General features: G+C 69.1%; 20 protein-coding genes and 3 pseudogenes. 7 read left to right on the plus strand and 16 right to left on the minus strand.

Annotation, left to right across the window (positions count from 1 at the left end; all coding sequences use genetic code 11):
* Positions 1–608: 608 nt before the first annotated feature.
* The 3 genes from ACIBAD_RS34820 to ACIBAD_RS34830 all read right to left on the minus strand — a co-directional run bounded on the left by ACIBAD_RS34820 (position 609) and on the right by ACIBAD_RS34830 (position 3,174).
* Positions 609–1,073: a hypothetical protein gene (locus ACIBAD_RS34820; RefSeq protein ID WP_134068403.1), complete on the minus strand. Its 465-nt coding sequence runs from the start codon at positions 1,071–1,073 to the stop codon at positions 609–611.
* A 350-nt stretch (positions 1,074–1,423) separates the two neighbouring features.
* Complete coding sequence (locus ACIBAD_RS34825) at positions 1,424–2,257, minus strand: ABC transporter permease (RefSeq protein WP_398910848.1); 834 nt, start codon at positions 2,255–2,257, stop codon at positions 1,424–1,426.
* Positions 2,254–3,174, minus strand: a complete 921-nt coding sequence (locus tag ACIBAD_RS34830; RefSeq protein ID WP_208328898.1) for an ATP-binding cassette domain-containing protein — start codon at positions 3,172–3,174, stop codon at positions 2,254–2,256. The genes ACIBAD_RS34825 and ACIBAD_RS34830 overlap by 4 nt, the downstream gene beginning before the upstream one ends.
* A gap of 207 nt (positions 3,175–3,381) precedes the next feature.
* On the opposite strand from ACIBAD_RS34830, the gene ACIBAD_RS34835 reads away from it, so the two are divergent.
* From ACIBAD_RS34835 to ACIBAD_RS34845, 3 genes are all read left to right on the plus strand, one after another.
* Positions 3,382–4,557 carry a sensor histidine kinase gene (locus ACIBAD_RS34835; protein ID WP_398910851.1) on the plus strand — a complete coding sequence of 392 codons (1,176 nt, stop codon included), beginning with the start codon at positions 3,382–3,384 and terminating at the stop codon, positions 4,555–4,557.
* The gene (locus ACIBAD_RS34840; RefSeq protein WP_398910852.1) at positions 4,554–5,225 is read left to right on the plus strand and encodes a response regulator; all 672 of its coding nucleotides are present in this window, start codon (positions 4,554–4,556) and stop codon (positions 5,223–5,225) included. Before ACIBAD_RS34835 ends, ACIBAD_RS34840 begins: the two co-directional genes overlap by 4 nt.
* An 894-nt stretch (positions 5,226–6,119) precedes the next feature.
* Positions 6,120–6,593 (plus strand): hypothetical protein, encoded by a 474-nt coding sequence (locus tag ACIBAD_RS34845; protein WP_134068398.1) that lies wholly within the window; start codon positions 6,120–6,122, stop codon positions 6,591–6,593.
* A 327-nt stretch (positions 6,594–6,920) separates the two neighbouring features.
* Here ACIBAD_RS34845 and ACIBAD_RS34850 read toward each other — a convergent pair whose 3' ends face one another.
* The 5 genes from ACIBAD_RS34850 to ACIBAD_RS34870 form a co-directional block, all read right to left on the minus strand.
* Positions 6,921–7,619 (minus strand): winged helix-turn-helix domain-containing protein, encoded by a 699-nt coding sequence (locus ACIBAD_RS34850; protein WP_398910855.1) that lies wholly within the window; start codon positions 7,617–7,619, stop codon positions 6,921–6,923.
* A gap of 750 nt (positions 7,620–8,369) precedes the next feature.
* Positions 8,370–9,173, minus strand: a complete 804-nt coding sequence (locus ACIBAD_RS34855) for a class I SAM-dependent DNA methyltransferase (RefSeq protein ID WP_398910857.1) — start codon at positions 9,171–9,173, stop codon at positions 8,370–8,372.
* A 70-nt stretch (positions 9,174–9,243) separates the two neighbouring features.
* Complete coding sequence (locus ACIBAD_RS34860; RefSeq protein ID WP_398910859.1) at positions 9,244–10,200, minus strand: transporter; 957 nt, start codon at positions 10,198–10,200, stop codon at positions 9,244–9,246.
* On the minus strand, positions 10,197–11,138 hold the full coding sequence (locus ACIBAD_RS34865) for an ABC transporter ATP-binding protein (protein ID WP_398910861.1): 942 nt from the start codon (positions 11,136–11,138) through the stop codon (positions 10,197–10,199). The genes ACIBAD_RS34860 and ACIBAD_RS34865 overlap by 4 nt, the downstream gene beginning before the upstream one ends.
* A complete protein-coding gene (locus ACIBAD_RS34870) occupies positions 11,135–11,566 on the minus strand; it encodes a GntR family transcriptional regulator (protein WP_398910863.1) in 432 nt (143 codons plus the stop codon). The genes ACIBAD_RS34865 and ACIBAD_RS34870 overlap by 4 nt, the downstream gene beginning before the upstream one ends.
* Before the next feature lie 139 nt (positions 11,567–11,705).
* Between ACIBAD_RS34870 and ACIBAD_RS34875 the strand changes: the two are divergent.
* Both ACIBAD_RS34875 and ACIBAD_RS34880 read left to right on the plus strand, forming a co-directional pair.
* Positions 11,706–12,564, plus strand: a pseudogene (locus ACIBAD_RS34875) (integrase); the annotation flags it as partial.
* A gap of 380 nt (positions 12,565–12,944) precedes the next feature.
* Positions 12,945–13,565 (plus strand): annotated as a pseudogene (locus tag ACIBAD_RS34880) (DUF2268 domain-containing protein); the annotation flags it as partial.
* 470 nt (positions 13,566–14,035) lie between these two features.
* Here ACIBAD_RS34880 and ACIBAD_RS34885 read toward each other — a convergent pair.
* The 4 genes from ACIBAD_RS34885 to ACIBAD_RS34900 are packed head-to-tail and all read right to left on the minus strand — an operon-like array spanning position 14,036 to position 16,501.
* Positions 14,036–14,947, minus strand: a complete 912-nt coding sequence (locus ACIBAD_RS34885; protein ID WP_398910865.1) for a phosphotriesterase — start codon at positions 14,945–14,947, stop codon at positions 14,036–14,038.
* Positions 14,941–15,525, minus strand: coding sequence for a DUF4865 family protein (locus tag ACIBAD_RS34890; RefSeq protein ID WP_134068389.1), 585 nt, complete (start codon positions 15,523–15,525; stop codon positions 14,941–14,943). Before ACIBAD_RS34890 ends, ACIBAD_RS34885 begins: the two co-directional genes overlap by 7 nt.
* 14 nt (positions 15,526–15,539) lie before the next feature.
* Complete coding sequence (locus ACIBAD_RS34895) at positions 15,540–15,929, minus strand: cupin domain-containing protein (protein ID WP_398910867.1); 390 nt, start codon at positions 15,927–15,929, stop codon at positions 15,540–15,542.
* Between the two features lie 11 nt (positions 15,930–15,940).
* Positions 15,941–16,501, minus strand: coding sequence for a TetR/AcrR family transcriptional regulator (locus ACIBAD_RS34900; protein WP_398910869.1), 561 nt, complete (start codon positions 16,499–16,501; stop codon positions 15,941–15,943).
* Between the two features lie 643 nt (positions 16,502–17,144).
* Here ACIBAD_RS34900 and ACIBAD_RS34905 point away from each other — a divergent pair.
* Positions 17,145–18,104, plus strand: a complete 960-nt coding sequence (locus ACIBAD_RS34905; protein WP_398910871.1) for a MerR family transcriptional regulator — start codon at positions 17,145–17,147, stop codon at positions 18,102–18,104.
* Positions 18,105–18,156: 52 nt separating this feature from the next.
* Here ACIBAD_RS34905 and ACIBAD_RS34910 read toward each other — a convergent pair.
* The 4 genes and pseudogenes from ACIBAD_RS34910 to ACIBAD_RS34925 form a co-directional block, all read right to left on the minus strand.
* Positions 18,157–18,237 (minus strand): annotated as a pseudogene (locus ACIBAD_RS34910) (IS5/IS1182 family transposase); the annotation flags it as partial.
* Between the two features lie 40 nt (positions 18,238–18,277).
* Positions 18,278–18,805 (minus strand): hypothetical protein, encoded by a 528-nt coding sequence (locus ACIBAD_RS34915; protein WP_398910873.1) that lies wholly within the window; start codon positions 18,803–18,805, stop codon positions 18,278–18,280.
* Between the two features lie 508 nt (positions 18,806–19,313).
* A complete protein-coding gene (locus tag ACIBAD_RS34920) occupies positions 19,314–19,733 on the minus strand; it encodes a hypothetical protein (protein ID WP_398910875.1) in 420 nt (139 codons plus the stop codon).
* A 70-nt stretch (positions 19,734–19,803) separates the two neighbouring features.
* Complete coding sequence (locus tag ACIBAD_RS34925) at positions 19,804–20,760, minus strand: SDR family NAD(P)-dependent oxidoreductase (RefSeq protein ID WP_398910883.1); 957 nt, start codon at positions 20,758–20,760, stop codon at positions 19,804–19,806.
* A gap of 127 nt (positions 20,761–20,887) precedes the next feature.
* Between ACIBAD_RS34925 and ACIBAD_RS34930 the strand changes: the two genes are divergently transcribed.
* On the plus strand, positions 20,888–21,478 hold the full coding sequence (locus tag ACIBAD_RS34930) for a TetR/AcrR family transcriptional regulator (protein WP_134068384.1): 591 nt from the start codon (positions 20,888–20,890) through the stop codon (positions 21,476–21,478).
* Positions 21,479–21,713: the final 235 nt, after the last annotated feature.

The raw sequence follows: 21,713 nt of genomic DNA on the forward strand, positions 1-21,713 counted from the left end.
GTCGTACGGGGAGAACCAGCGTCCGCCGGCGAGCTTGCAGCCCGGTGCGATCTCGGGGTAGTCGACGGCTTCTTGGAGGAGCACTTCGGCTCGGGTGTTGCAGCCGTCGTCGGGGATGGCGCCGGCGTTCCAGTGCTTGCGCGGTGCGGACGTAGCCGTCGCGGGACTCGGCGGCCGCCGTGATCCGATCGATGCCCTCGAACAGCGACACCGTCTCGGGCGCGGCGGGCAGAGTGACAGCCGCAGCTGAGATGTCGGCGGAGGCCGGAACGGCGGTGGCCAGCAAGGGCAGGACGGAGAGGGCGAAGGTGGGCAGATCGCGGCTCAGGAGGTTCTTGATCATGTTCCGGGTTGTAGCCGCTGCGCTCGCCGGGCCGGGAAGAAAGCGGCGGGCGCTTCACCCGGGCGGGCGTGATGTTTCACCGCAGAAACGGCACTCCAGGGCGTCGTCACCGACGCTCTGGAGTGCCGGAACGCCGATGAGCCTCTTCGTTAGGCCGTCTCTGGTGGGCTCGCATGTTCAGGTATCGCGTATTCGCATCGCCAGCCAGCCAATGACTACTGATTGTCACGGACCGCGAGGGGGCCGAGGTCCACCCCGTCCGCCCTCAGCCTGGCTTCTCCTGCCCGCTTCCCGGCTTGGCTTTCCGGATGCCGAATACCCCTTTCATCTCGGCTGATCCTCCACCGAGGAGCCGTTGAGGGGCGGACTCAGACGACATCCCGTCAATTACGGCCAAGACTAGAGTTCCAACTCCAACGAGCACACTCACAATGAAGAAGGCGATACCCAAACATCGATAGGTCTTCAGATGGAACGCGACCGCACCCGAAATAGCGTAAGCGGAGACGATGAGCATCAAGAAGATGACTTGAATTCCCAGAATGCTCAGATAGAGACTCTTGTGCATGACGTCGTTGTATGCAAGCTTGATGCCGGTTCCCTCCAGGCTCTCGTTAAGCTTGCTTTGCAGGGTCTCGATGTAGACCCCAAGGGCCAGAGCATCGCCAAAAAGCTGCATCTTAAAGGCCAGGATGACATACAATGCTGGCGGCGCGGCCAGCAGGATCACCTCTCCTCCACCGCTCTTGGAAATTCCCGCTACCGCACCCAATACCAAGACTGCCAGCAATCCGAACTGCCCGAAGCTTGTATTTTTGGCCTGGATTGCAGCGGCTGTTTGCTTTACCTCCTCAGTAAGAATTTTTTCTTGATCGCTGGTGAGTGCCGTGCGTTGTTAATCCCACCGGATGTTCGGCTAGGGTTCATGGAGGGTGAGCAATTCCCCCGGATGGCGCACTATTCGGATAGCCGTGATCTGCCCCATATCGATCAGCGGTCTCATTCATTGAGGCTGCGAGAAGCATCGAGAGCCTTGCCCCTGTGCCTCCGGGGTGCGATACGCGCGCCTCGGAGGCACGTTCACACGTCGCGATGCCGTACGACGATCACCGCGAGGGCGACCGCGACCAGCGGCCAGAGGGCGTACACGATCCAGGAGCCGGGGAGCGTGGCGGTGTAGCCCAGGGATCCGGGGTCCGGCTCCCAGGTCATGACCAGGCGGGTCCAGGCGGCCGACACCATGGTGTGTTTGGCATCGGCCGACCAGCGGTTGCTCTCCGAGAACATGGTGGGCAGCATCAGCAAGGCGAATACGCTGGTGAGCATGGTCCCGGCGGTATGCCGGAGCAGAACGCCGAGGCCCAGGCCGACCAGGGCGCACACAGGAGCCAGCAACGCGGATGCCACCAGCGGCCGGAGCACATCGGGGTGGGTGATCGCAACGCCGGCACCGTGCCCTTCCAGGATGGCCTGGGAGACCAGGAAGGATCCGATGGAGGCGGCTGTGCCGACCACGGTCCACAGCACGGCGGTGACGACTGCCTTGGCCAGCACCACCGTTCCACGGTCGGGGACGGCCACGGTGGTGGTGCGGATCAGCCCGCTGCTGTATTCGTTCACGACGGTGAGGGCGCCCATGGTGCCGGCGACGAGTATCAGCGTCATGTAACCGGTAGACGGGTACGCGTCGTAGGCCAGGAAGTCAGCGGGTTCGGAGCCGGCGGCCTTGTCCGCCAGGGTGGCCACGGCGGCGGACCCAATGACGAACAGGGTGATCAGCGCGAGGGTCCACGGGGTGGAGCGCAGGGACCGCATCTTGATCCACTCGGAGGCGATCAGGTCACGGAAGCGGGCGGGCGGCTCGGCGAGGGATGCGGCGGCCGCGGTCGCGAGGGCGGGGGCGGGGGCGGTCATCGGGGCTGTCCTGTCTGGTATTCGACACTGTCGGCGGTGAGTTCCATGAAGGCCTCTTCCAGCGAGGCCGTGCGGGTGGTCAGCTCGTTGAGCAGGATCCCGTTCTCGAAGGCAAGCGCGGAGATTCGGTCTGCCGGCAGTCCGGTCACGGCGAGCTTCTCGGCGCCCGCCGATCCTTCCGGCTCGACCGATGCGCCCGCGGCGCTCAGCACCGCCGTCAGCTCGGCTGCCTGCCGCGTGCCCACCACCACGCCGAGGCCGGTGCTGCGGGCCGCGAAGTCCCCTACCGACTCGGCGGCGATGAGCCGGCCCCGGCCGATGACGACGAGCTGGTCGGCAGTGTTCTCCATCTCCGACATGAGGTGGCTGGAGAGGAAGACTGTGCGGCCCTCGGCCGCCAGGCGCCGGAAGAGGCGGCGCATCCAGAGCACGCCCTCCGGGTCCATGCCGTTGACCGGCTCGTCGAACATCAGCACCGGCGGGTCGCCGAGCAGGGCGGTGGCGACCCCCAGCCGCTGCTTCATGCCAAGCGAGAACCCGCCGATGCGGCGGGTCGCCGCCTCAGCCAGGCCCACTTCGTGCAGCACTTCCTCGACCCGGCGAGGGGAGATCTTGTTGCTGCGGGCCAGGGCGGACAGGTGGGCCGTGGCGGTGCGTCCGCCATGGACCTGGCCCGCGTCGAGGAGGGCGCCGACGTGGCGCAGGCCACGGGCGTGGCTGCGGAAGGGGACTCCGCTGACGGTGGCGGCGCCGCCGGTGGGCGACTCCAGGCCAAGGATCATCCGCAGGGTGGTGGACTTGCCGGCTCCGTTGGGGCCGAGGAAGCCGGTTACCTGGCCCGGCCGCACGGTGAAGGAGAGCTGGTCGACGGCGGTCTTGCCGCCGTAGCGCTTGGTGAGTTCATTGACTTCGATCACGTGGACAACACTGCCGGGAGGGCCCCGTCCGGTCATGGGGCCGTGGGCGGCAATCGTGCGGCCGGGTTCGCCCGTGGGCGTACGCCCACGGGCCGATGCCGCGGGGCCGGTGGCTGGATAGCCTCGCGGGATGAACGGCATATCGACGACCCCGCCGCCCGTGCACGTCGCACGGCACGACCTTCCTCTTGAGAGGGCACATCGCCGATGACGAGAACGAAGGTCATGGCCTGGGTGGGTGGCGTCCTCTACGTCCTCGCGCTGGGTCTGCTCATAGGAGGTGGGCCGCGCGCTTCGGGCACAGTCCATGGCATCGGGGCACTGCTGGCGGCGAGCCTGCTCGTCGGCGTCCTACGGCGCAGGCCGATCCTGGCCCTGGCCATGATGCTCCTCGGATCCACCGCCGTGGTCGTGGGTCCCCCGAGCTCCGCCCAGGTGGACCTGTCGGCCTCGTACCAGGGCCAGTTCCTGCCGTATCTGGCGGTGGACCTGGTCCTGGGCTTCATCATCGCCACCTGTGCACGGCGTGCTTCGACCTTCGCCGTGGCCACATCCCTCGTCGTCCAAGTGCTGCTCGTCGGCGGCTTCGCGCACGGCGAGGGCCTGATCGTCAACCTTGTGATCGCCGTCCTCGCGATGGCCGCGGCCTGCACGGTCGGTCTGCTGAGCCGTGAACGCCGCGAGCACGCGGCGGCCCTGCGCGCACAGGAGGTGGCCGAGGCGGTGGTCGCCGAACGACTGCGGATCGCACGGGAGTTGCACGACATGGTCGCGCACAGCATCGGCATCATCGCCATCCAGGCCGGGGTGGGAAGCCGGGTCATTGAGACACAGCCCGCAGAGGCCCGCGAGGCCCTGCGAGCCATTGAAGCCACCAGCAGAGAGACCTTGGCGGGCCTTCGGCGCACGCTGGTTGCACTCCGTCAGGCCGACCCGGACGCGAAGGGTTCGGGGCGGGCACCGCTCACGCCTTCGCCCGGTCTGGCCGACCTCGAACGACTGGCGGCGGCGACGGCGGACGCCGGCGTACGCGTGGACGTGCGCCTCGACGGGGAACAGCGCCCGTTGCCGGCCGACATCGACCTGTCGGCCTACCGTATCGTCCAGGAGGCGCTGACCAATGTGGTCCGCCACGCGGGCACCGGACACTGCCGGGTGAGCATCGAGTACGGGGACGGGGAACTATCCGTGGAAATCGTCGACGACGGGCGCGGCGCCACCGAGGACGGCCCGGCCCACGGCTTCGGCATCGTGGGCATGCGCGAGCGGGTCGCTCTGCTGCGCGGCCGCATCAGCGCCGGACCGCGTCCCGATGGCGGCTTCCGGGTGGCGGCGCGGCTGCCCCTGCCCGACCCCGCCGGAGTTCCGGTACAGGCCCGATGATGACCGGTCCCGTACGTATCCTGCTGGCCGACGACCAGCCGCTGGTACGGTCCGGCCTGCGCGTGATCATGGCCGACCACCACGACCTGGAGGTCGTCGGTGAGGCCGCCACCGGCGCCGAGGCGGTCCAACTGGTCGGGGACGTATGCCCCGACGTCGTGGTGATGGACATCCGGATGCCCGGCATGGACGGGATCGAGGCCACCCGCCTGATCACCGCCGGTCCGGCGACCGCCCGCGTCCTCGTCCTGACCACCTTCGACGAGGACGACCATGTCTACGGCGCTCTCCGGGCCGGAGCGAGCGGCTTCATGGTCAAGGACATGGCGGTCGACGACATCCTCGCGGCGATCCGCGTGGTCGCCGCCGGCGACGCGCTGATCGCCCCGGGTGTCACGCGCCGTCTGATCGCGGAGTTCGCCGGGCGCCCCGAAGCCGCCCCGGCACGCTCCCCACGGCTGGTCGAGGGCATCACCGAGCGGGAGCGGGAAGTCCTGACCCTGGTCGGGCGCGGCCGGTCGAACACCGAGATCGCGGAGGACCTCTTCATCACGGTGGCCACCGCCAAGTCCCACGTGTCGCGCCTCCTCACCAAATTGGGCGCCCGGGACCGGGTTCAGCTCGTGATCACCGCCTATGAGATGGGGGTCGTCACGCTGCCCAGCTGAGCGCGTCTGACAGCAACACCGGATTCCTGGTCCGTTCCTCGCACAGCCCTACCCCGCCGCTCACGACGTTGCCCGGGGGCGCTTCAGCGTATCGGGCAACGTCGTCTTCACCACGGCTCCGGCGAGGCCCGGAGTGTGACACCGGGATGCTCGCTGCCTCCCCCGCGGAGTGCGCGTCCGCAATGGAGTACGGGCCACGATCGCCGATCGTCCTCGCAGAGCTTCACCCACCGCAGCCGTACGGCCCCGGACTCACCCACACGGGTGACGCCCAGCAAGATCACCGCCGTTTGCGGCTGGTGGCAGCGTTCTTACCGGCACCCCTACCCCTGGCCTTTGGGGGAGTCCCGGCAGACACCGCCGAGCGGCACGTCGCGGGCACCTGGGCACGCACTGGCGCCGAGCACGGCGTTCACACGGCACCCGCCCACGTGGTACTGCGCCCGTCGGCCCGTACACGGGTGTCGACGGGTTGTGCGAGCGGATCCGGGGCGCCCTGGAGGGATGGGCGCCTGCCTTGCGCTTCATCAGCCGTGCTCGCCCCGGACAATGCAGATGACGATCTACGGCGACCCCGCCGCCCACTGCTGCGCGGGGAAAAGGTCACCCTGAGCGCTAGTGACCTGAGTCAGAGATCCACGCCCCACGCCACGCCTGCGGACGGCCCGGCTCGCCGCCCCGTGGCAGCGCGGGCTCGAGCCGGGCCAACGGCCGTCCGCCACATCGCCGCGTCCCGAGATCCGATGTCCTGACGTACCCGCTGTGCGGGGCGCCCTGACAACTTCCTGACATCCGTTCGCGATGCTCGTCGCACGCCTCCCCGCCCACCGGGGCGGGGAGGCGTGGAGACGCGCTGTTCGCGCGTCTTCGACAGATGACTCGTTGGAGGTCGTGATGACAAGCAGCACTGTGATGCGCAAGTCGAGTTACGCGGTGGCGGCACTACTGATGTCGGCCGGAGCCGTCGCGGCAATGCCCGGTACCGCGATGGCTGCGGCGAACAGCAGTGGCGGTGGTTGCGGCAACAGCCGGCTCGTCGCATCCATGCAGGACCCGAGCAGCCCCATCCCGCACCCCCTGCGGACCATCCTCGACGTCCGCACCTGCATCAGCGCCAGAGGAGCGAGCGTCTACCCCGACGCCTATGTGACACCGGTCATGCAGCAGGCCCCGTGCCAGCTGTACATCTCGTACACCGGCCCGAACGGCGGAAGCAAGTGGGAGACCCCGCGCGTTGCGTCGGGCCACGTCGTCTACAACGAGCCCGCCGGCGGCGTTCGCGGGAACTACCAGACGGTGCTCCACCTGAAGTGCATGGGCGCCGAGAAGGACAAGTCGTACAGCCCCGAGCTGAACCTGAACTGGTAACTACCGGGAACCGGCTGTGCGGCACACCGGAACGGGGGCGGTGACTGCCCCGGGCGCCGCCGACATGGACCGGCGGCCTCTCCCCGAGGGCAGTCGGCGGCAGTGGGTGGAACTCGCTCACCATCCGGACAAGGGGCTCATCGTCCCCCGGCGGTGACGGCGCCGGAAGGCGGATGTTCCAGTAGGACGTTCCTGCCGGCAAGCAGCTCAAGCGCTTTCTCTGCAGCCGCCGGGCCGCTGGGGTGAGGAGTGTCGTTCCTCACCCCAGCGGCGCCGGCTTTGAGGGCGTGCCGCACGGCCTCATCCGTCCCGCCGCAGCACGAAACATTAACGGTCGCGAGGGCGTCCGCCGGCGAGTCGGTACCCTACGCCGAAGACCGTCAGCAACCGGACGGGGGCGCGAGGGTCGGGTTCGATCTTCTTGCGCAGGTTCATGATGTGCACGTCGACGGTGCGTTCGGTGGACGTGCGGTGACCCCCGCCGGTGTGCAGCAGCAGCTGACGGCGGGAGAAGACCCGGTCGGGTTCTGCGGTCATGGCCCGGAGGATGGCGAATTCGCCAGGTGTGCACGGCACCGGTGTGCCGTCGCAGGTCACCACGTGCCGTACGGGGTCGACGGTGATGCCGCCGGCCCGTAACAGGGGGGTGTCGTCAGCGGGGCGCAGTGTGCGGCACAGCACGGTGCGGATGCGGCTGAGCAGCTCCGGCGGGTTGTCCGGCCAGGTCACGTAGTCGTCTGCGCCGTAGTCCGGGCCGAGCAGTACGTCCTCCTCGGAGGAACGGGCGGTCAGCACGAGGACGGGCACGTCGTCGTCGCGGCGGATCACGCGGCAGACCTCCGGACCCTCGATCTCGGGAAGCGTCAGATCCAGGACGATCAGGTCGGGCCTGCGGCCGACGGCCAGGTCGATCACGGTCCGGCCGTCCTGCCCGATGACGGCGGTATGACCTTCCCCCAGCAGCAGCCGGCGGAGGAGATCGGCCTGAAGGTCGCCGCCTTCCGCAATGAGAATGTATGCGCACACGCCTCTGACTTTCCTGTCGGGATGCTTTACACGATCTTTCGGGTCCGATGCCGCCGTGCCGACCCCGCATCTGCGCGGCTGCCTCCGCGCGGCGACCAACACATGCATGCCCGGCGGGGACCGGCGGATCGCCGCCGCCCGGTCCGGGGCGAGATCCTGGAAGCCGAGCCCGAGCGAGGCCCCCATCGCGCTGCTCGGGCACGGACGGCCATCTTGTGCGTACGCCACAGAGGGTGGGCTTGCAGCGTGAGGGCCGGCGCCGCGCCGAGCCTGCTCCACCGGCCCGCTCCACCGGCCCGCAAGCCGGCCCGCAAGCCGGACGCCGAGGCCGGAGGTGAGGGAGGCCGGCACCACCATGGCGACGACCGAGGACACCGCAACGTCGGGGACCGCCCCCGGAAACGCCGGAGACCGTGTGCACGCGGGTGCAGTCATGCGGGTGCAGTACAGCGCATGGACGATGTCCACGTGGTCGAGAGGGTGCCGGATCACGGGCAGAGTGCGGTGGGTGACCTTCCAGGTGGCGGCCTCGTCTCCCCGCATGGCCCTCGGCCGCCGTACCCGCCGGCCTGGTGCTCGCCCTGCGCCTGCGGGGGATCACCCGCAGGTGCGGCAGCCCGGCCGGGGCGGGTGCTGCACGGGGTCCCGGGCGGCTGCGGGACGAGGGGTGGTCGGGCCACGGCGATGGCGGGCGGGTCGGGGGCGACCGGCGACACCGCGGGGGGACAGCCTGTCGGAGCCGGAGCTCACTCAGGTGGTGGGCAGGGGCGCGCGGCTGACACGGATCTTCGACTGGCCGTGCGGACGCTTCTCCCAGTCCTCCATGAAGCGCGCGTGCAGGCCGTGCTTGGCCGCCAGGGCCAGGAGGGTCTCGGTGCGGTAGTAGAAGTCCTCGCGCAGCACCTGGTGCTCGGTGCCCTCGGTGCGGTCGAAGGTGAAGTCGAAGAACCCGGTGCAGGTGAGCACGCGGCCGACGTGGGCGAGGCACTCTTCGATGACTTCCATCGGCGAGTGCGAGAAGACGCTGTGCGCGTGGATGACGTCGAAGTGGTCGCTCGGCAGGAAGTCCAGGGTGAGGTCTCCGGTGATGGTCAGGTGCGGCAGCTTGTCCTGGAGGTGGCGCTCGGTGAGGGTCTTCTTGCCGGCTATCAGGATGTCGGGCGAGATGTCGATGCCGTAGTAGTGGCCGGCGTCGAGGTAGCTGATGAAGCGCCAGCCGCCGCGGAGGTTGCCGCAGCCGATGTCAAGCATGCGGTGTTCGGGGCGCAGCCCGTGTTCGACGAGGTAGTCGAATTGCATCTGCCCGAGCGCCAGCCAGCGGTCGTGGGTCTGGCTGCCGACCGCGGCCTCCGGGTTGCGGCGGGTGTCGGAGGCCATCACGGCCCGGTAGTAGGCGACGTGGTCGGGGTGCTTCAGGCGCAGCCAGGCGTCACGGCCGGCGCGGCTGAGGTACGGGGCGACGCGGCCGGGGTGGCGCAGGGCGTAGCCGACTTTGTGGGTGAGGGCGGCGCGGTTGTTGTGCAGCTTCTTCGGCGACGTGGCGTCTGCGGGCATGGTGAAGCGACCTCCGTACGAAGGGTGACCCCGGATGCGGGATGACAGGTGTGGTGGTGTGCCGGCGCGGTCAGACGCGGCGGCGCAGGAGCAGCACGGTGACGGCCGTCAGCAGCAGGGCGAGGCCGCCGAGGACGGCGGTGTCGGTCCACTGGAAGGCCCAGTAGTCGCCGGCCGGGTTGGCCTCGTAGAAGCGGGCGACGTACCCGTGCTCGGTCATGCACTGCCTGAGCTCGGCGCTCGACGGGAAGGGGCACTTCAGCACGTCGTCGTGGCGGCCGGAGGCGGTGATCAGGCCGTAGTTGCCGGTGGACCACTTCTCGCCCATGGGCGGCTTCGAAGCGCTGCCGGCGCTGACGTAGGTGTGCGGTGGGACCAGCAGGCGCGTCCTGTGCGTCCACTCCAGTAGGAGCATCACCGCCCCGGTGACCAGGAGGGTCAGGCCCATCGCGACCAGGACCCGGCGGGCCAGCAGACCCAGCAGCGTACCTGCGGCGAGCCCGAACAGGGCAGCTGCGACGACGCGGGGACCCGAGCCGCTCAGGGCCGTGTTGGCGTACCAGAACAGGCCGTAGCTGCGGTCGGCGGCGGGCCGCCACCACCATGCGAAAACCCACGCGAGGAGGCCTGAGAGGACCGTCGTGGCCGCTGCGGCGAGGGCGAAGCGGGAGGCGAACCACTGGCCCCGGCTCACGCCTTGGGCGAGGACCATGCGGTGCGTGCCCAGTTCCCGATCGCGGCCCAGCAGCGGGGAGCCCCAGAACACGCCGATCAGGACGGGCAGGACGATGTTCAGCGCACCCAGGCACCGCAGCGGATCGACGTCCAACAGAAGGAGCCGGCCGGTGGCGGACATCGTGCAGGACAGCGGACCGGGTTCGCAGTGGTCGAACAGGCCGCTGTGCAGGTCGCCCAGCATGCGCGAGCGGTAGTACGCGGCGACCACCGCGGCCGCGGCCAAGATCGCCGCACCGGCGCCGACCACTGTCCGCTGCTGGCGCCACGCCAGCCAGAGGGAGCCGTTCACGCAGCCGCCTCCGTCCGCTCGTCGGTGGCGGGGCACAGCGGGTCGGTGTCCTGCAGGTAGCCGATCAGGACGTCCTCCAGGCGGGGCCGCTCGACGTGCCAGTCGCCGCGCAGCGGTCCGCGCTGTCGGACCAGGGCGGTCATCTGGCGGCCGCCGGCCCGGTGGTGCACGACGGTGTGCGGTCCGGTCGGGGAATCGCCCCGGCCGGCGTGTCCGGTGAGGAGGGCGGCCTGGTCGGCGTGTCCGGTCAGCACGGTGTGGCTCTCGCGCAGTTCGTCGGCGTCCTCACTCAACTCGATGCGGCCGTCCCGCAGCAGCAACACCCAGTCGCAGGTCTGCTCCAGTTCGGGCAGGACGTGCGACGACAGCACGATGCTCATGCGGCGTTCGGCGGCCTCGGCCATCAGCAACGCCATGATCTCGCCCCGCGCCAAGGGGTCGAGGTCTGCCATCGGTTCGTCGAGCAGCAGCAGTTCGGGACGCTTGCCGAGCGCAAGGGCTAGTGCGACGCGGGTGCGCTGCCCGGGGGACAGCTCGCCGACGCGGGCGGCGAGTGGGATGCCACCCTCGCGGACGGTCCGCTCGGCGGCGGCCCGGTCCCACGGAGAATTCAGCTTCTGCCCCATCCGCAGGGTGTCCGCCACGGTGAAGCGGGGGTAGAGCGGCTTGTCCTGGGTGAGCAGAGCGACCCGGGCGCGGGCTTCGGGCGTACCCGGGCCGGCGTCCAGCACGCGTATCTCCCCGGTGCGGGGGCGCAGCAGGCCGCCCGCCAGCTGCAGCAGGGTGCTCTTGCCGGCGCCGTTGCGTCCGACGAGAGCGGTGATACGGCCGCTGGGCACGGTGAACTCGCAACCCCTCAAAGCCCAGCCGCCCCTTGCCCGGTACCGGAATCCGAGTCCCGTGGCCTGCAGCGCGGCCGGGGCGGTTGGCCCGGTCATGCGTCCTCCTCTTTCCGCTCCCGGTCCCCCGGGGTGTCGCTGTGTGGTCCGTTGTCGTAGGCGTCGAGGGCTGCTGTGACCAGCGCGAGGATGTCGGCGCGTTCCAATCCCGCCGCCCGTGCACGTGCCGTCCAGTCAGTGAGGTCGGCGCGCAGGGGGGAGTCGTCCTCCGCGCCGGGCCGCGCGAGCGACCGCGTCACGAAGGTCCCCAGCCCGCGACGCAGTTCGACCAGGCCGGCCTGCTCCATGTCGCGGTAGGCGCGGAGCACGGTGTTGGGGTTGATGGCGGTCGCCATCACCACTTCCCTGGCCGTGGGCAACTTGTCCCCGACCCTTAACGTGCCCATCCGCAGAGCCCGTTCGGTCTGCTCGATGATCTGCACGTAGGCCGGTACGCCGCTGCTCCGGTCGATCCGGTACTCGACCACGTCACCTTCTTTGGTTCCATCATGCTTCCACTAATGAATTAATACAAGCATGATGGAAGCGTGGCAAGGAGTCAAACAGAGGGCTGTCGGGCAGCTCGCCGCTGAGGACCAGCGGCTCGACAACGGCGGCCTCGACGCAGTCCAGGGCCTGCGGTCCGGGTGCTGCCCCGACCCCGAACCCGCCGCCGACGGCACCGTCGGACGACACCTGATCCGCAGCCGTCACTACAAGAGCGTCACCGACGATGACGGCAATCACGTCTCCGACGCCGAGGAACGTGAGGTCCCCTGGGTCGCCATCACGCCCGTGGTCCGGGCCATCCGCGTTCTGGAACGCATGGTGCCCGAGGGGGAACTGCTGCTCAGCGCGGCTCACCACGACTTCCCCGACCCTCGCGGCTACCACGGCACGTTGAAGAAGAACGCCCTGAGCAAGCGGATCGAGAGATTCGTGGCTTGGGTGAATCATGAAGCCGAGGCGCAGGGCCTGCCCGTACTGGCAATCCCCGAGGACCCGCACGGCGCGATCGGCATGAGACGGTTCAGAAGGAGCCTTGCCTGGCACATCGCGCGCCGTCCTGGCGGACTGATCGCGCTCGCGATTCAGTACGGGCACATGCGCACCATCCTGGATGTCCGCACCTCCAGCGGCTACGGCTCCCGCAGCCGAGGCGGCATTCACAGCGAGCTCGACATCGGGACCGCGCTCGCCGCAGCCGACACCGCCGCCCGTCTGCGCGACCGCCTCGCCGCCGGGGAGAAGGTTTCCGGCCCCGGCGCCCGGCGGGCCCTCACTGCTGCTGCCCAGAACCCCGCGCTTCGAGGGACGCATCGTCCCTGGGACTTTCGCGAGGAGGGCAGCCAAGTTCCTCGACCGGGACGGTGTGGTGCTCTATGACAACCCCAACGCGTTCTTGATCTGCGCGTTCAAACACGACAACGCCCTCTGCAATCCTGAGCCGGGCGAGATGCCCGAACCGCGGCAGAAGGCCCTCCAGTCGTTCGCCGATGGCTTCCGCAGCCCCGGCCGCGTCGCGCGCTGCCCCCCGCCGCCGGGCGACGGTCTGCGGGGTGACGCGAGTGCTGGGGGAGCTCGGGCCCAGCTCAGCATCCGCCCAGCCTCGGTGCGAAAGCGAGAGCAGGCCTTCCCCACCTTCTCGCCCACGGTGTCCTCCCAGCGTGGCGGTACCCGGCTGGGAGGGGCCTCGGCTACCACAGGCCATGCTCCTTGGGCGGCCAGCCGCCACCGCGAGAACGGGCCGCGTCATGACGCGGCCGCCGGCCCAGGCCGGGGGCCCGGTCAGGCATGCGCAGGTAGTGCTGGGTGGCTTGCGGCGGGCCAGGTGCCACACGGCACCCAGTGCGCTGAGCGCGCTCACGGCGGCTGAGCGGCTCGGTGCCCGGAGCCAAGAGCGCCGAGACCGTGCATGTCGTGCTGGTACTCGGCGACCCCGACGACGACCTGCTGACGGTCCGCAACGCGGGCTACCTCGGTATGGGCGGTATCCCCGGGGCGATCCAGCTGACGATGTGGCCCACCGAGACCAGCCTGGCGAAGATCGGCTACGTCGCCGCGCACGAGCTCCACCACAACGTGCGCTATGCCAACGTGGCCTGGAACCCGATGACGGTCACGGTCGGCGAACAGGTCGTGGCCGAGGGGCTGGCCGAGGCGTTCGTACGGGAACTGGCGGGCGAGCCGGCCATGGGCCCCTGGACGACGGCGCTGTCCGGCCCGGAACTGGACGATGTCTGCGAGAAGGTCGCGGCCGGGATCGATGTGGCCGGGATGCAGAATCTGCCCGCGTACGTGTACGGCGACGCCACCGCACAGCACATGGGGCACCAGCCTGTCGGACTGCCTGACTTCGCCGGATATGCCGCCGGCCTTCGGATCGTGGACGCCCATCTGGCAGCCTCCGGCCTCACCGCCGCCCAGAGCACGGTGCTGCCCGCACGCGACATCCTCGCGAACGCAGGTGTATCGAGCAGCGCCTGACGTACACCGCTCTTCGCCGTCACCCACAGCCAGAGGTCCGACAGCCGGCCGGCCGGTGGCTGGGGAGGTCCAGCGAGCAGGTCTGAGGCCACGTCCGGGTATCGGGCGGCCGATGTCAACGAGCGCCATCAGCGCCAGGCCGATCGAGGTAGACCTGCTTCCGTTCCCGCCGTTGAGCACCAACAGACCGACCACGGTGTTCGCGAGGGCCCGCAGGGCTCGTACTGGGGCACGAGCACCCATGCGAACCGACCCAGGATCTCGTCGTCGGTGCCGGCGCAGCGGACGGTCGGCAACGCGGCGGCGAAGGAGCACGTCTCGACACCGGCCACGGGTGCGTCGGGCATACCGTCGCTCTTTACCGCGCCGACCGCGCAGCGCGGTCGACGCGGTATCCCGCTCCCTTGCCCGCCACGGACCGGTGACAAGCGTCGGCCTTCCGCCCATCTTGTCGAGCCGAACCGACCGGCTCAGGGCCAGTCGACGGCGAAGGCCCGCCCGGGGTTCCGCGTGAGGATGTGATTCACCAGCTCCGCACCCAGGGTAGCGACCAGCCGGGGTCGCAACTGGCGCAGCAGGTACGGCATCCCGGGGCCGCCGTCGACCGACCGCGCCCCGGAGACAACGGTGTCCCCGCCGAGCAGCAGCCGATGGCCGAATCCCGCGTCGGCCAGCGCCTTTACCGCGTCGGGCATCCGCCAGTCCGTGGCGTGATGGGCGAGTGAGGGCCCGTCGAACGCCAGATAGCAGCCTGCCTCCGCGGCCTGGCGCTGCACCACGCCGTCGGGGGAGCGGTTGAGGTGCCCGAGGACTATCCGGTGAGGTGGGACCTCCAGCTCGTCACACAGCAGGTCGAGTACGTCGAGTGCGGCCGTGCCGTGCTCCAGGTGGACGGCTATGGGTGCGCCGGTCTCGTGGTGGGCCTCGGCCGCGGCGGCCATCGTCCAGTGTGCGTGCGCATCGAGGGCGTGGAAGCCGGCCGCGACCTTGATGAGCCCGGCGCGGACGCCGGATGCGCCGATGCCTGTGGTCAGTTCGGAGACGAAGAGGTCGGGGAGCCTGGCGCGCAGCGCGTCGAGGAACTGCGGGTCGTAGTGGGCGGCTTGGTGGAGCCCGGTCGCGCACACCACGTGCACCCCGGCCGCGCGCGACAGCGGCGGCAGGTCCGCGGTCCGCCGTCCCATGCCGTACGGCGTCCACTGGACGACGCTCGCACCGCCCGCGGCGCGGAACGCAGCCAGTTCGGAGCGTGCGGCCGGGACGTCGTCCAGCTCCTGGCCCGGGAGCTTCGGGCTGCGGATGAAGAGGTGGTCGTGGGCATCGCACACGCCGAGATCCTCGGGGCGCACGTCTCCGAGGACTGTGCGGACGCGGTTCACCACTGCCGTCCGCGCGGGAGTTCGAGCCTACCGGGCGCCGACACGTGCAGCACCTCGAAGACTTCGCCCGAGGCCTTGGGCGTGTGGTGGTCCCAGAGCGAGAAGTGGACCAGCTCCCAGCGGTGCGAGTCGACGACGGCCGCCGCGAGTACGGCGCCGTCCTGCGCGGCCAGTCGCCCTGCTTCGCGCACCGCGTCCTCCATGAACTCGGACAGCGGCACGGCGTCCGGGACCCGCTGTCGCCGGCGCACCGCGACGACGGCGGGGGAGCGGGCCGCGGAGCCCTCCTCGTAGGCCAGGCCCGTCCACTGCCGCACCTCGGGCCGACCGAAGTCATCGACGGGCCGCTGGAAGGCGCCTCCCCACAGGAAGGCGTTCATCCCCTCCATGGTGTTCCAGAGGTAGAACGGCGCGTACTGGTTGACCGACGAACCGTGCACCCCGCGCTCGCGCATCAGATACATCTTGAAGCCGAGGCCGTCCCAGTCGTTCAGGGCGTGCCCGAGGCGCGAAACACGGTCGCGGATGATGGTCATGTCGTAGTCGGCGGGCAGGGTCATCTCGTACTGCATGGCGTGCATCGTGAGCTCCTTCCTCAGGCGGGGTAGTGGCCCACGTGTTCGTGCCACTCGACGGTCGAGCCGTCCTCAGCCGCTTCCACGACGGCGATATGCGTCATGAAGGTGCCGGGAGCGGCGCCGTGCCAGTGCCGTTCGCCGGGCTCGATCCACACGGTGTCGCCCGCCCGGATCGCCGCGACGTCACCGCCCTCGCGCTGGACCAGTCCCTCGCCCTCCAGGACGTGCAGGACCTGGCCGCGCGGATGGCGGTGCCAGGCGGTGTGCGCGCCGGGGGCGAAATGCACGCTGAATATCCGCAACCGGGACGGTGACTCAGGGGCGGCTATCTCGTCCAGCCACACCGTGCCCGTGAAGTGCTCCGCCGGGCCCTGCAGGGTGTCGGGTCGCCTTGTCGTGATGTGCATACGGGAACTCCTCAGGATGCCGGTCGAAGAAGGGAGAGCAGACCGCGTACCCCTGCGTCGAAGGCCGCGGGCGAGCCCGACGCGCGGGCCAGGACGTAGCCCCCCTGCACCGTGGCGAGCACTGTCGCGGCGATCTCCCGCGCGTCGAGGGACCGGGCGAACTGGCCCTGTTCCTGACCCTCTTCGACAATGCGGGCGAGCTGCTCGCGCAGCCAGCCGATCGTCTCGTCCACCGGGGCCCGCAGATCCTCGTTCGCGACCACGTCCGGGTCCATCGTCAGGCGGCCCACGGGGCAGCCGCGCAACACGTCGCGTTCGCGCTCCAGATAGGCCCGGATTCGCTCGTACGGCGTCCCGGGCCCGTCCAGCGCGCTCTGCGCGGAGGCGCGCAGCTCCTCAGCGGTGCGGCGGATCGCGGCCAGCGCGAGGTCCGGTTTGCCCTGGAAGTGGTGGTACATGCTGCCCTGGCCCGCGCCCGAGCGCTCCAGGATCGCCTTGGGGCTGGTGCCCACATAACCGCGTTCCCACAGCAGTTCGCGGGTGGACTCGATCAGTCGGTCCTGAGTGCTCATGCAGGCAGTGTACATACTAGTAGGTACAGAAAGCGAGCCGGGGTCGCCAATCATCGGGTTGCTGCCCCCGTTTCCGCTCCCGCAGCTGTTGGCACGCGGTGGGAGCTGCCGCAGGCGTCGCCCGCGGCGCTCGCCCGGACTGGCTGCGTAGGCGAGAGCGGGGTTCTGGCACAGATCTTGGGGAGCCGTCGCAGGACGTCACCTTGGTGTTCGATTGCAAAGGAGACCGGGCCGGTCTGAAGCACGTCCTGGCCCGCTGTCCCGAACTGGACACAGCCGCCGGGCATGTCCGCGAGTTCGGCGAGATACTCAGCGGCCGCCTCAGCGCCACACTCCCTGGCCTCACCGGCTTCGCACTCCATCTGCTCCAGGACCGATGCCGTGACAGCAGGGCTCACCCTGGACTGGAGCTCCGGCAGCATCGAGGGCGCTGTGAACCGCATCAAGAAGATCAAGAGATAGCTCTACGGTCGAGCGGGATTCGAACTACTCCGCAAAATGATCCTGCTCCAGTTACGCCTCGCGACGATGCTGGTCTGTCGCTGGGCGGGGGTTTCTGGGCGCCTGCACAGAGCCTGTGGTCCTCGCAGGAAGTCTCGGCTCTGGTTGAGTCTCCCGTGGGGGGAGACATCAAGCTGGGGGCATGGACAGCGACACGCTCTATTCCATCGGAGAACTATCCCGCCGGACCGGCCTGACGGTGAAGACGATCCGGTTCTATTCCGACAAGGGCATCGTCCCGCCAACCGACCGGAGCCCGGCGGGATACCGGCTCTACGGCCTCGACGCACTCGCACGCCTGGACCTAGCCCGCACGCTGCGTGATCTTGGGCTCGACCTGGCGACCGTGCGCAAGGTGCTGGACCGGGAGGCGTCCATACCGGAAGTCACGGAAGCACAGGCCAACGCCTTGGACGTGCAGATCCAGACTCTCCGCCTGCGCCGGGCAGTACTCCGCGCAATCGCCAGACGCGGCCCCACCACCATGGAGATGGACCTCATGCACCGACTCGCCACGCTCTCCCAGGCCGAACGACACCGCCTGGTATCCGGTTTCATCGACTCCACCTTCAAAGGCCTTCACGCCAACCCGGAGTTCGTGTCCCTGATGCGATCCTCCATGCCTGAGCTCCCCGACGATCCCACGCCCGAACAGGTCGAGGCCTGGGTGGAGCTCGCCGGACTCTGCCAGAACGCAGACTTCCGTGTCACGGTACGCCGCACAGCTGAGGACCAGGCGGAAGAGCCTTTCCAGCAGGACGTCAGCACCCTGCACGACGCTCTCAAGCAAGCGATGCGTGAACGAATCGACGAAGCGGCGTCCTTCGGCCTCCTGCCGGCCTCTGCCGAGGGTGCATCCCTTACAGACTCACTGGGCGGCCTCTACGCCCACGCATTCGAGCGTGCCGGCGACAGCGATCTGCGCCGCTGGCTCCTCGCCCGCCTGCAGACAACGGCCGACCCACACGCGGAGCGCTACTGGCAGCTCCTGGCAATGATCAATGGATGGCCCGCATCACCAACGCTTGCTCCCGTTTACTCCTGGTTCACCACCGTCTTCGCCAAGAGCGACGACGACAATCGCAAACGTCTGATGCAATGAGGACGCGCGACCTGAAGCTCGGCCTGCACGCAGACGAGCAGGGGCTGCCGGCCAGCCTCCCGAACTGGCGCGGGCTCAGCCCGGTGAACGGGGCTATCCAGGACGGCTCCGACGCCGTGATCACACCAGCCACGTCAAGATCATCACATTCACACCGGCCTGGCCTATGGGAGTCAGACTGCTCTGCGACGTCGGTAGTAGGCGTAGGTAAGGGCGAGCACGATCGGGCCCCACAGCATCACCGGGCTGATGCACACACGTGCCAGGACCATCCACCAGCCGTTACTGAAGGCGATCTCGTGAAAGCCCAGCAGGTCGAACCAGGCAAGGGGCATGGTGTCCCACAGCGCGACCAGGCCCAGTCCGCCCAAGGCCGCCGGAGTGATCGCGGCGAGCGGCGGGACCCGCCGACCGCCGATCAGTGGCACCCAGTCCGGGACTCTCTCGCCCCACCCGCTGACCAGGCCCGTACAGAGCAGGGCCAGTGCCTCGGTGAGCATGCTCAGCCTGAAAACGTAGACCGGGGCCCACCACGGCATGGGTGGTGCCGACGGATCTACCATTCCCATCGAAAAGTCGAAGGCGAACGGAAGCCGCCACAGGCAGTGGGGCAGGACGACGAACGGAAGGGCCTTCGCGAGCCGGAGCGCCCAACCCGGAACCGGACGCTCGGTGTCGCCCAGAGAAAGGTTGATCGGCATGACTCCACCGTCGCCGAACCTCGATGACATGGCGTCGGCTTCGCGAGGGATCACGATCCCCCATACGGGGGAGTCGCCTATTGCTCGCATCGGCAGTCGATGGTCGGAAACGACTCGCGCCCCTTCGTAGATCATTTACCACCCCAACCTTGCCGTTCCGCCGAAGAGACAGGCCCAGCCGGGCACGCCGGAGCGCGATTGCTGCCGATACCGCTGCTCTGATGGAACCGGGGAAAGCACAGTGACGCCTCCTCTAGTAACCCTCTGCGACTGCTCCCCAAGATCTGTGCCAGAACCTTCGTGCACAAAGCCACTTTGTCCATGGCGCCGGCCTGGAAGGCAGGCAAGGGGACCCCGCCGACCCACCGGATAGCCCCTAAGCCGTGGCGACGAGCATCGACGTGACGTCGATCAGCGCGTACTGCACGTTGGCGATCTTGTGGCGGAGTCCTGTCACCTCGCTGACTGGCGAGCGCACCGCGGGCGATCGCGCGGGCAATGTGCTTCGTCAGCTGGCCAGGATCACGGAGGCGACCGTCCGCCATCCCGCGTCGGTACGGGCGGCCAGGTAGAGCACACGGACACGCTGGAACTCCCGCCCCGGGCTGTCCTGGCGCGCCCAGGTCACCTCGATTTGCGCGGCCCGCTCGTTGAGCACGCGTACCACCGGGTCGAGGGCCTTGCTGCCCCCGTAGTCGGCGTCGCGCAGTGCGCGCAGCTCGTGTGCGAGTCCCTGGGAGAGCGCCTCGGCGGAGGTGAGAACGGTGTGGGCCGTGCCCGTGGTCATGCTGATCGGCACCGAGAAGTAGTCGAGGAGCGGCGCGGGATCGGTGCTCCCCTTTGCTGCCAGTCCGATGAATGTCTCGACGTAGCTGTCGAACCATGCCTGTGCTTCGTTCGCGACGGCGGCCAGATCGGTGTGCGTCATGATTTCGTGACCCTTCTTGCAGAGATTTCAGGTGCGGGCTTCTTGGAGGGGAGTGCGCTGTGCCGTCGTGTCACCGGTTCGCGAACGCGTTGGTGCCGGTCAGCTGGGCGGACAGGGTCCACAGGCGTGCGGCCTGTTCGGGGTCGACCGCGTAGGGCCGTACTCCGGGTGCGTCGTCCTGGGAGAGCGGGGCGATGTCGCAGTCGTTCAGGTAGACGCCGCCGGTGTGGGCCAGCTGCGGGGAGGCGGCCGCCCAGACCTGGGTAGCGGCACCCTGTTCGGGGGTCTTGAAACTGGGGGCCGTGTTGCCCTGGTCGTCGATCCAGCCGAAGGCGATCATCTCCTCGCGGGTCATGTGCCGCTGGAGCGGGGTCATGACGGCACCGGGGGCGACGGCGAAGGCCCGCACCTGGTGCTCGCGGCCGAGCGCGTCGAGGTGGACGGCGAACAGCGCGATCGCGGTCTTGGACTGTCCGTAGGCGACGGCCTTGTCATAGTCGTTTGCGAACATGACGTCGTCCCAGCGGATCGGCGAATAGCGGTGTCCGGCCGAGCTGAGCGCGACCACGCGTGCGCCGCCGCCGGCTGCCAGGGCGGGCCACAGCCGGTTCGTGAGGGTGTAGTGGCCCAGGTGGTTAATGGCGAACTGCGCCTCCCAGCCGGGTCCGAGGCGGGTCTCGGGCAGGGCCATCACGCCGGCGTTGTTGATGAGGATGTCGATGCTGCGGCCGCTTGCCAGGAACTCGTCCGCGAAGGTGTGCACGCTGGCCTGGTCGCCCAGGTCGAGACGGCGCACCTCGACCCCGTCCACTGCGGTGAAGGCTTCCGCGGCCGCTTCCGGGCGGCGGACGGCTGCGACGACAGTCGCGCCGGCGCCCCGCAGGGCGCGTGTGGTCTCCAGCCCCAGTCCGGAACTACCGCCGGTCACGACTGCGAGCTTTCCGGTGAGGTCGAGGCCGGCCAGGACGTCGGCCGTGGTGCTGCGGGCCCCGAAGCCGGAACCGAGGGGCTGCTGTGCTGTCATGATCGCCATTCCTTGCGCGTGGAGCGTCACGGTCAACGCCGTAACCGGGGAGTTCCCCGGTTAGTCATGACGGTAAGCGGGGAACTCCCCGGTTGTCCAGTTAGACTGGTCCCCGATGAAGGGAGCAGCCTTGACCACCAAGCCGAGCGTGTTGCGCGCCGACGCCCGCCGTAACCGGGAGCGCATCCTCGAAGCGGCCGTACGCGCCTTCTCCGAGAAGGGCCCGGACGTCGCGATCGACACGATCGCCAAGGCCGCGGGCGTCGGCTCGGCCACGCTCTACCGCCACTTCCCCACGCGCGAGGCGCTCGTCGAGGCGGCCTACCGCAACGAGCTGGCCCGCGTCTGCGACAGCGCCGGGAAGCTGCTGGCCGACAACCCGCCCGACCGGGCGATCCGCCTGTGGATGGACGACTTCATCGACTACCTGGCTGCCAAGCAGGGCATGGCGGACGCGCTGCGGGCCGCGGTCGCATCCGGTGCGGACCCCTTCGCCGAGACCCTCGACAAGCTCGCCACCGCGCTGGGCACCCTGATGCACGCCGGCGCCGACGCCGGTCTCCTGCGCCCGGGCATCGACCCCTTCGATGTCGGCTTCAGCCTGGCCGGCATCGGGCTGATCACCAGCGCTCCCGACCAGCGCGAACGGGCCGGACGCCTCCTCGACCTGCTCCTCGACGGCCTCCGGTACGGAGCGGACGGATCGGCGTCCAGCTCGTGACCCGGATTTGGCCGCAATCCTCTTGTGACGTCAGCGGTCCAGCAGCCCCGACCGCGTTGCGGAGCGCGAGCCACTGACACGGGTCAGGAAATGCGTAACAGGCACGGAACCGGTTTCGGACCCATCGGACAGGCCCTAGTTGTTCTGTCCAGGGAGGTTGTGGACGGGTGATGTAGGTCTCCGCTGAGGGATCTTGAAATGGGTGAGGGCCTTCTGGCCTGGTGTGGATTGCGAC

This window comes from Streptomyces sp. NPDC051109, assembly GCF_044455885.1.
Classification (GTDB): domain Bacteria; phylum Actinomycetota; class Actinomycetes; order Streptomycetales; family Streptomycetaceae; genus Streptomyces.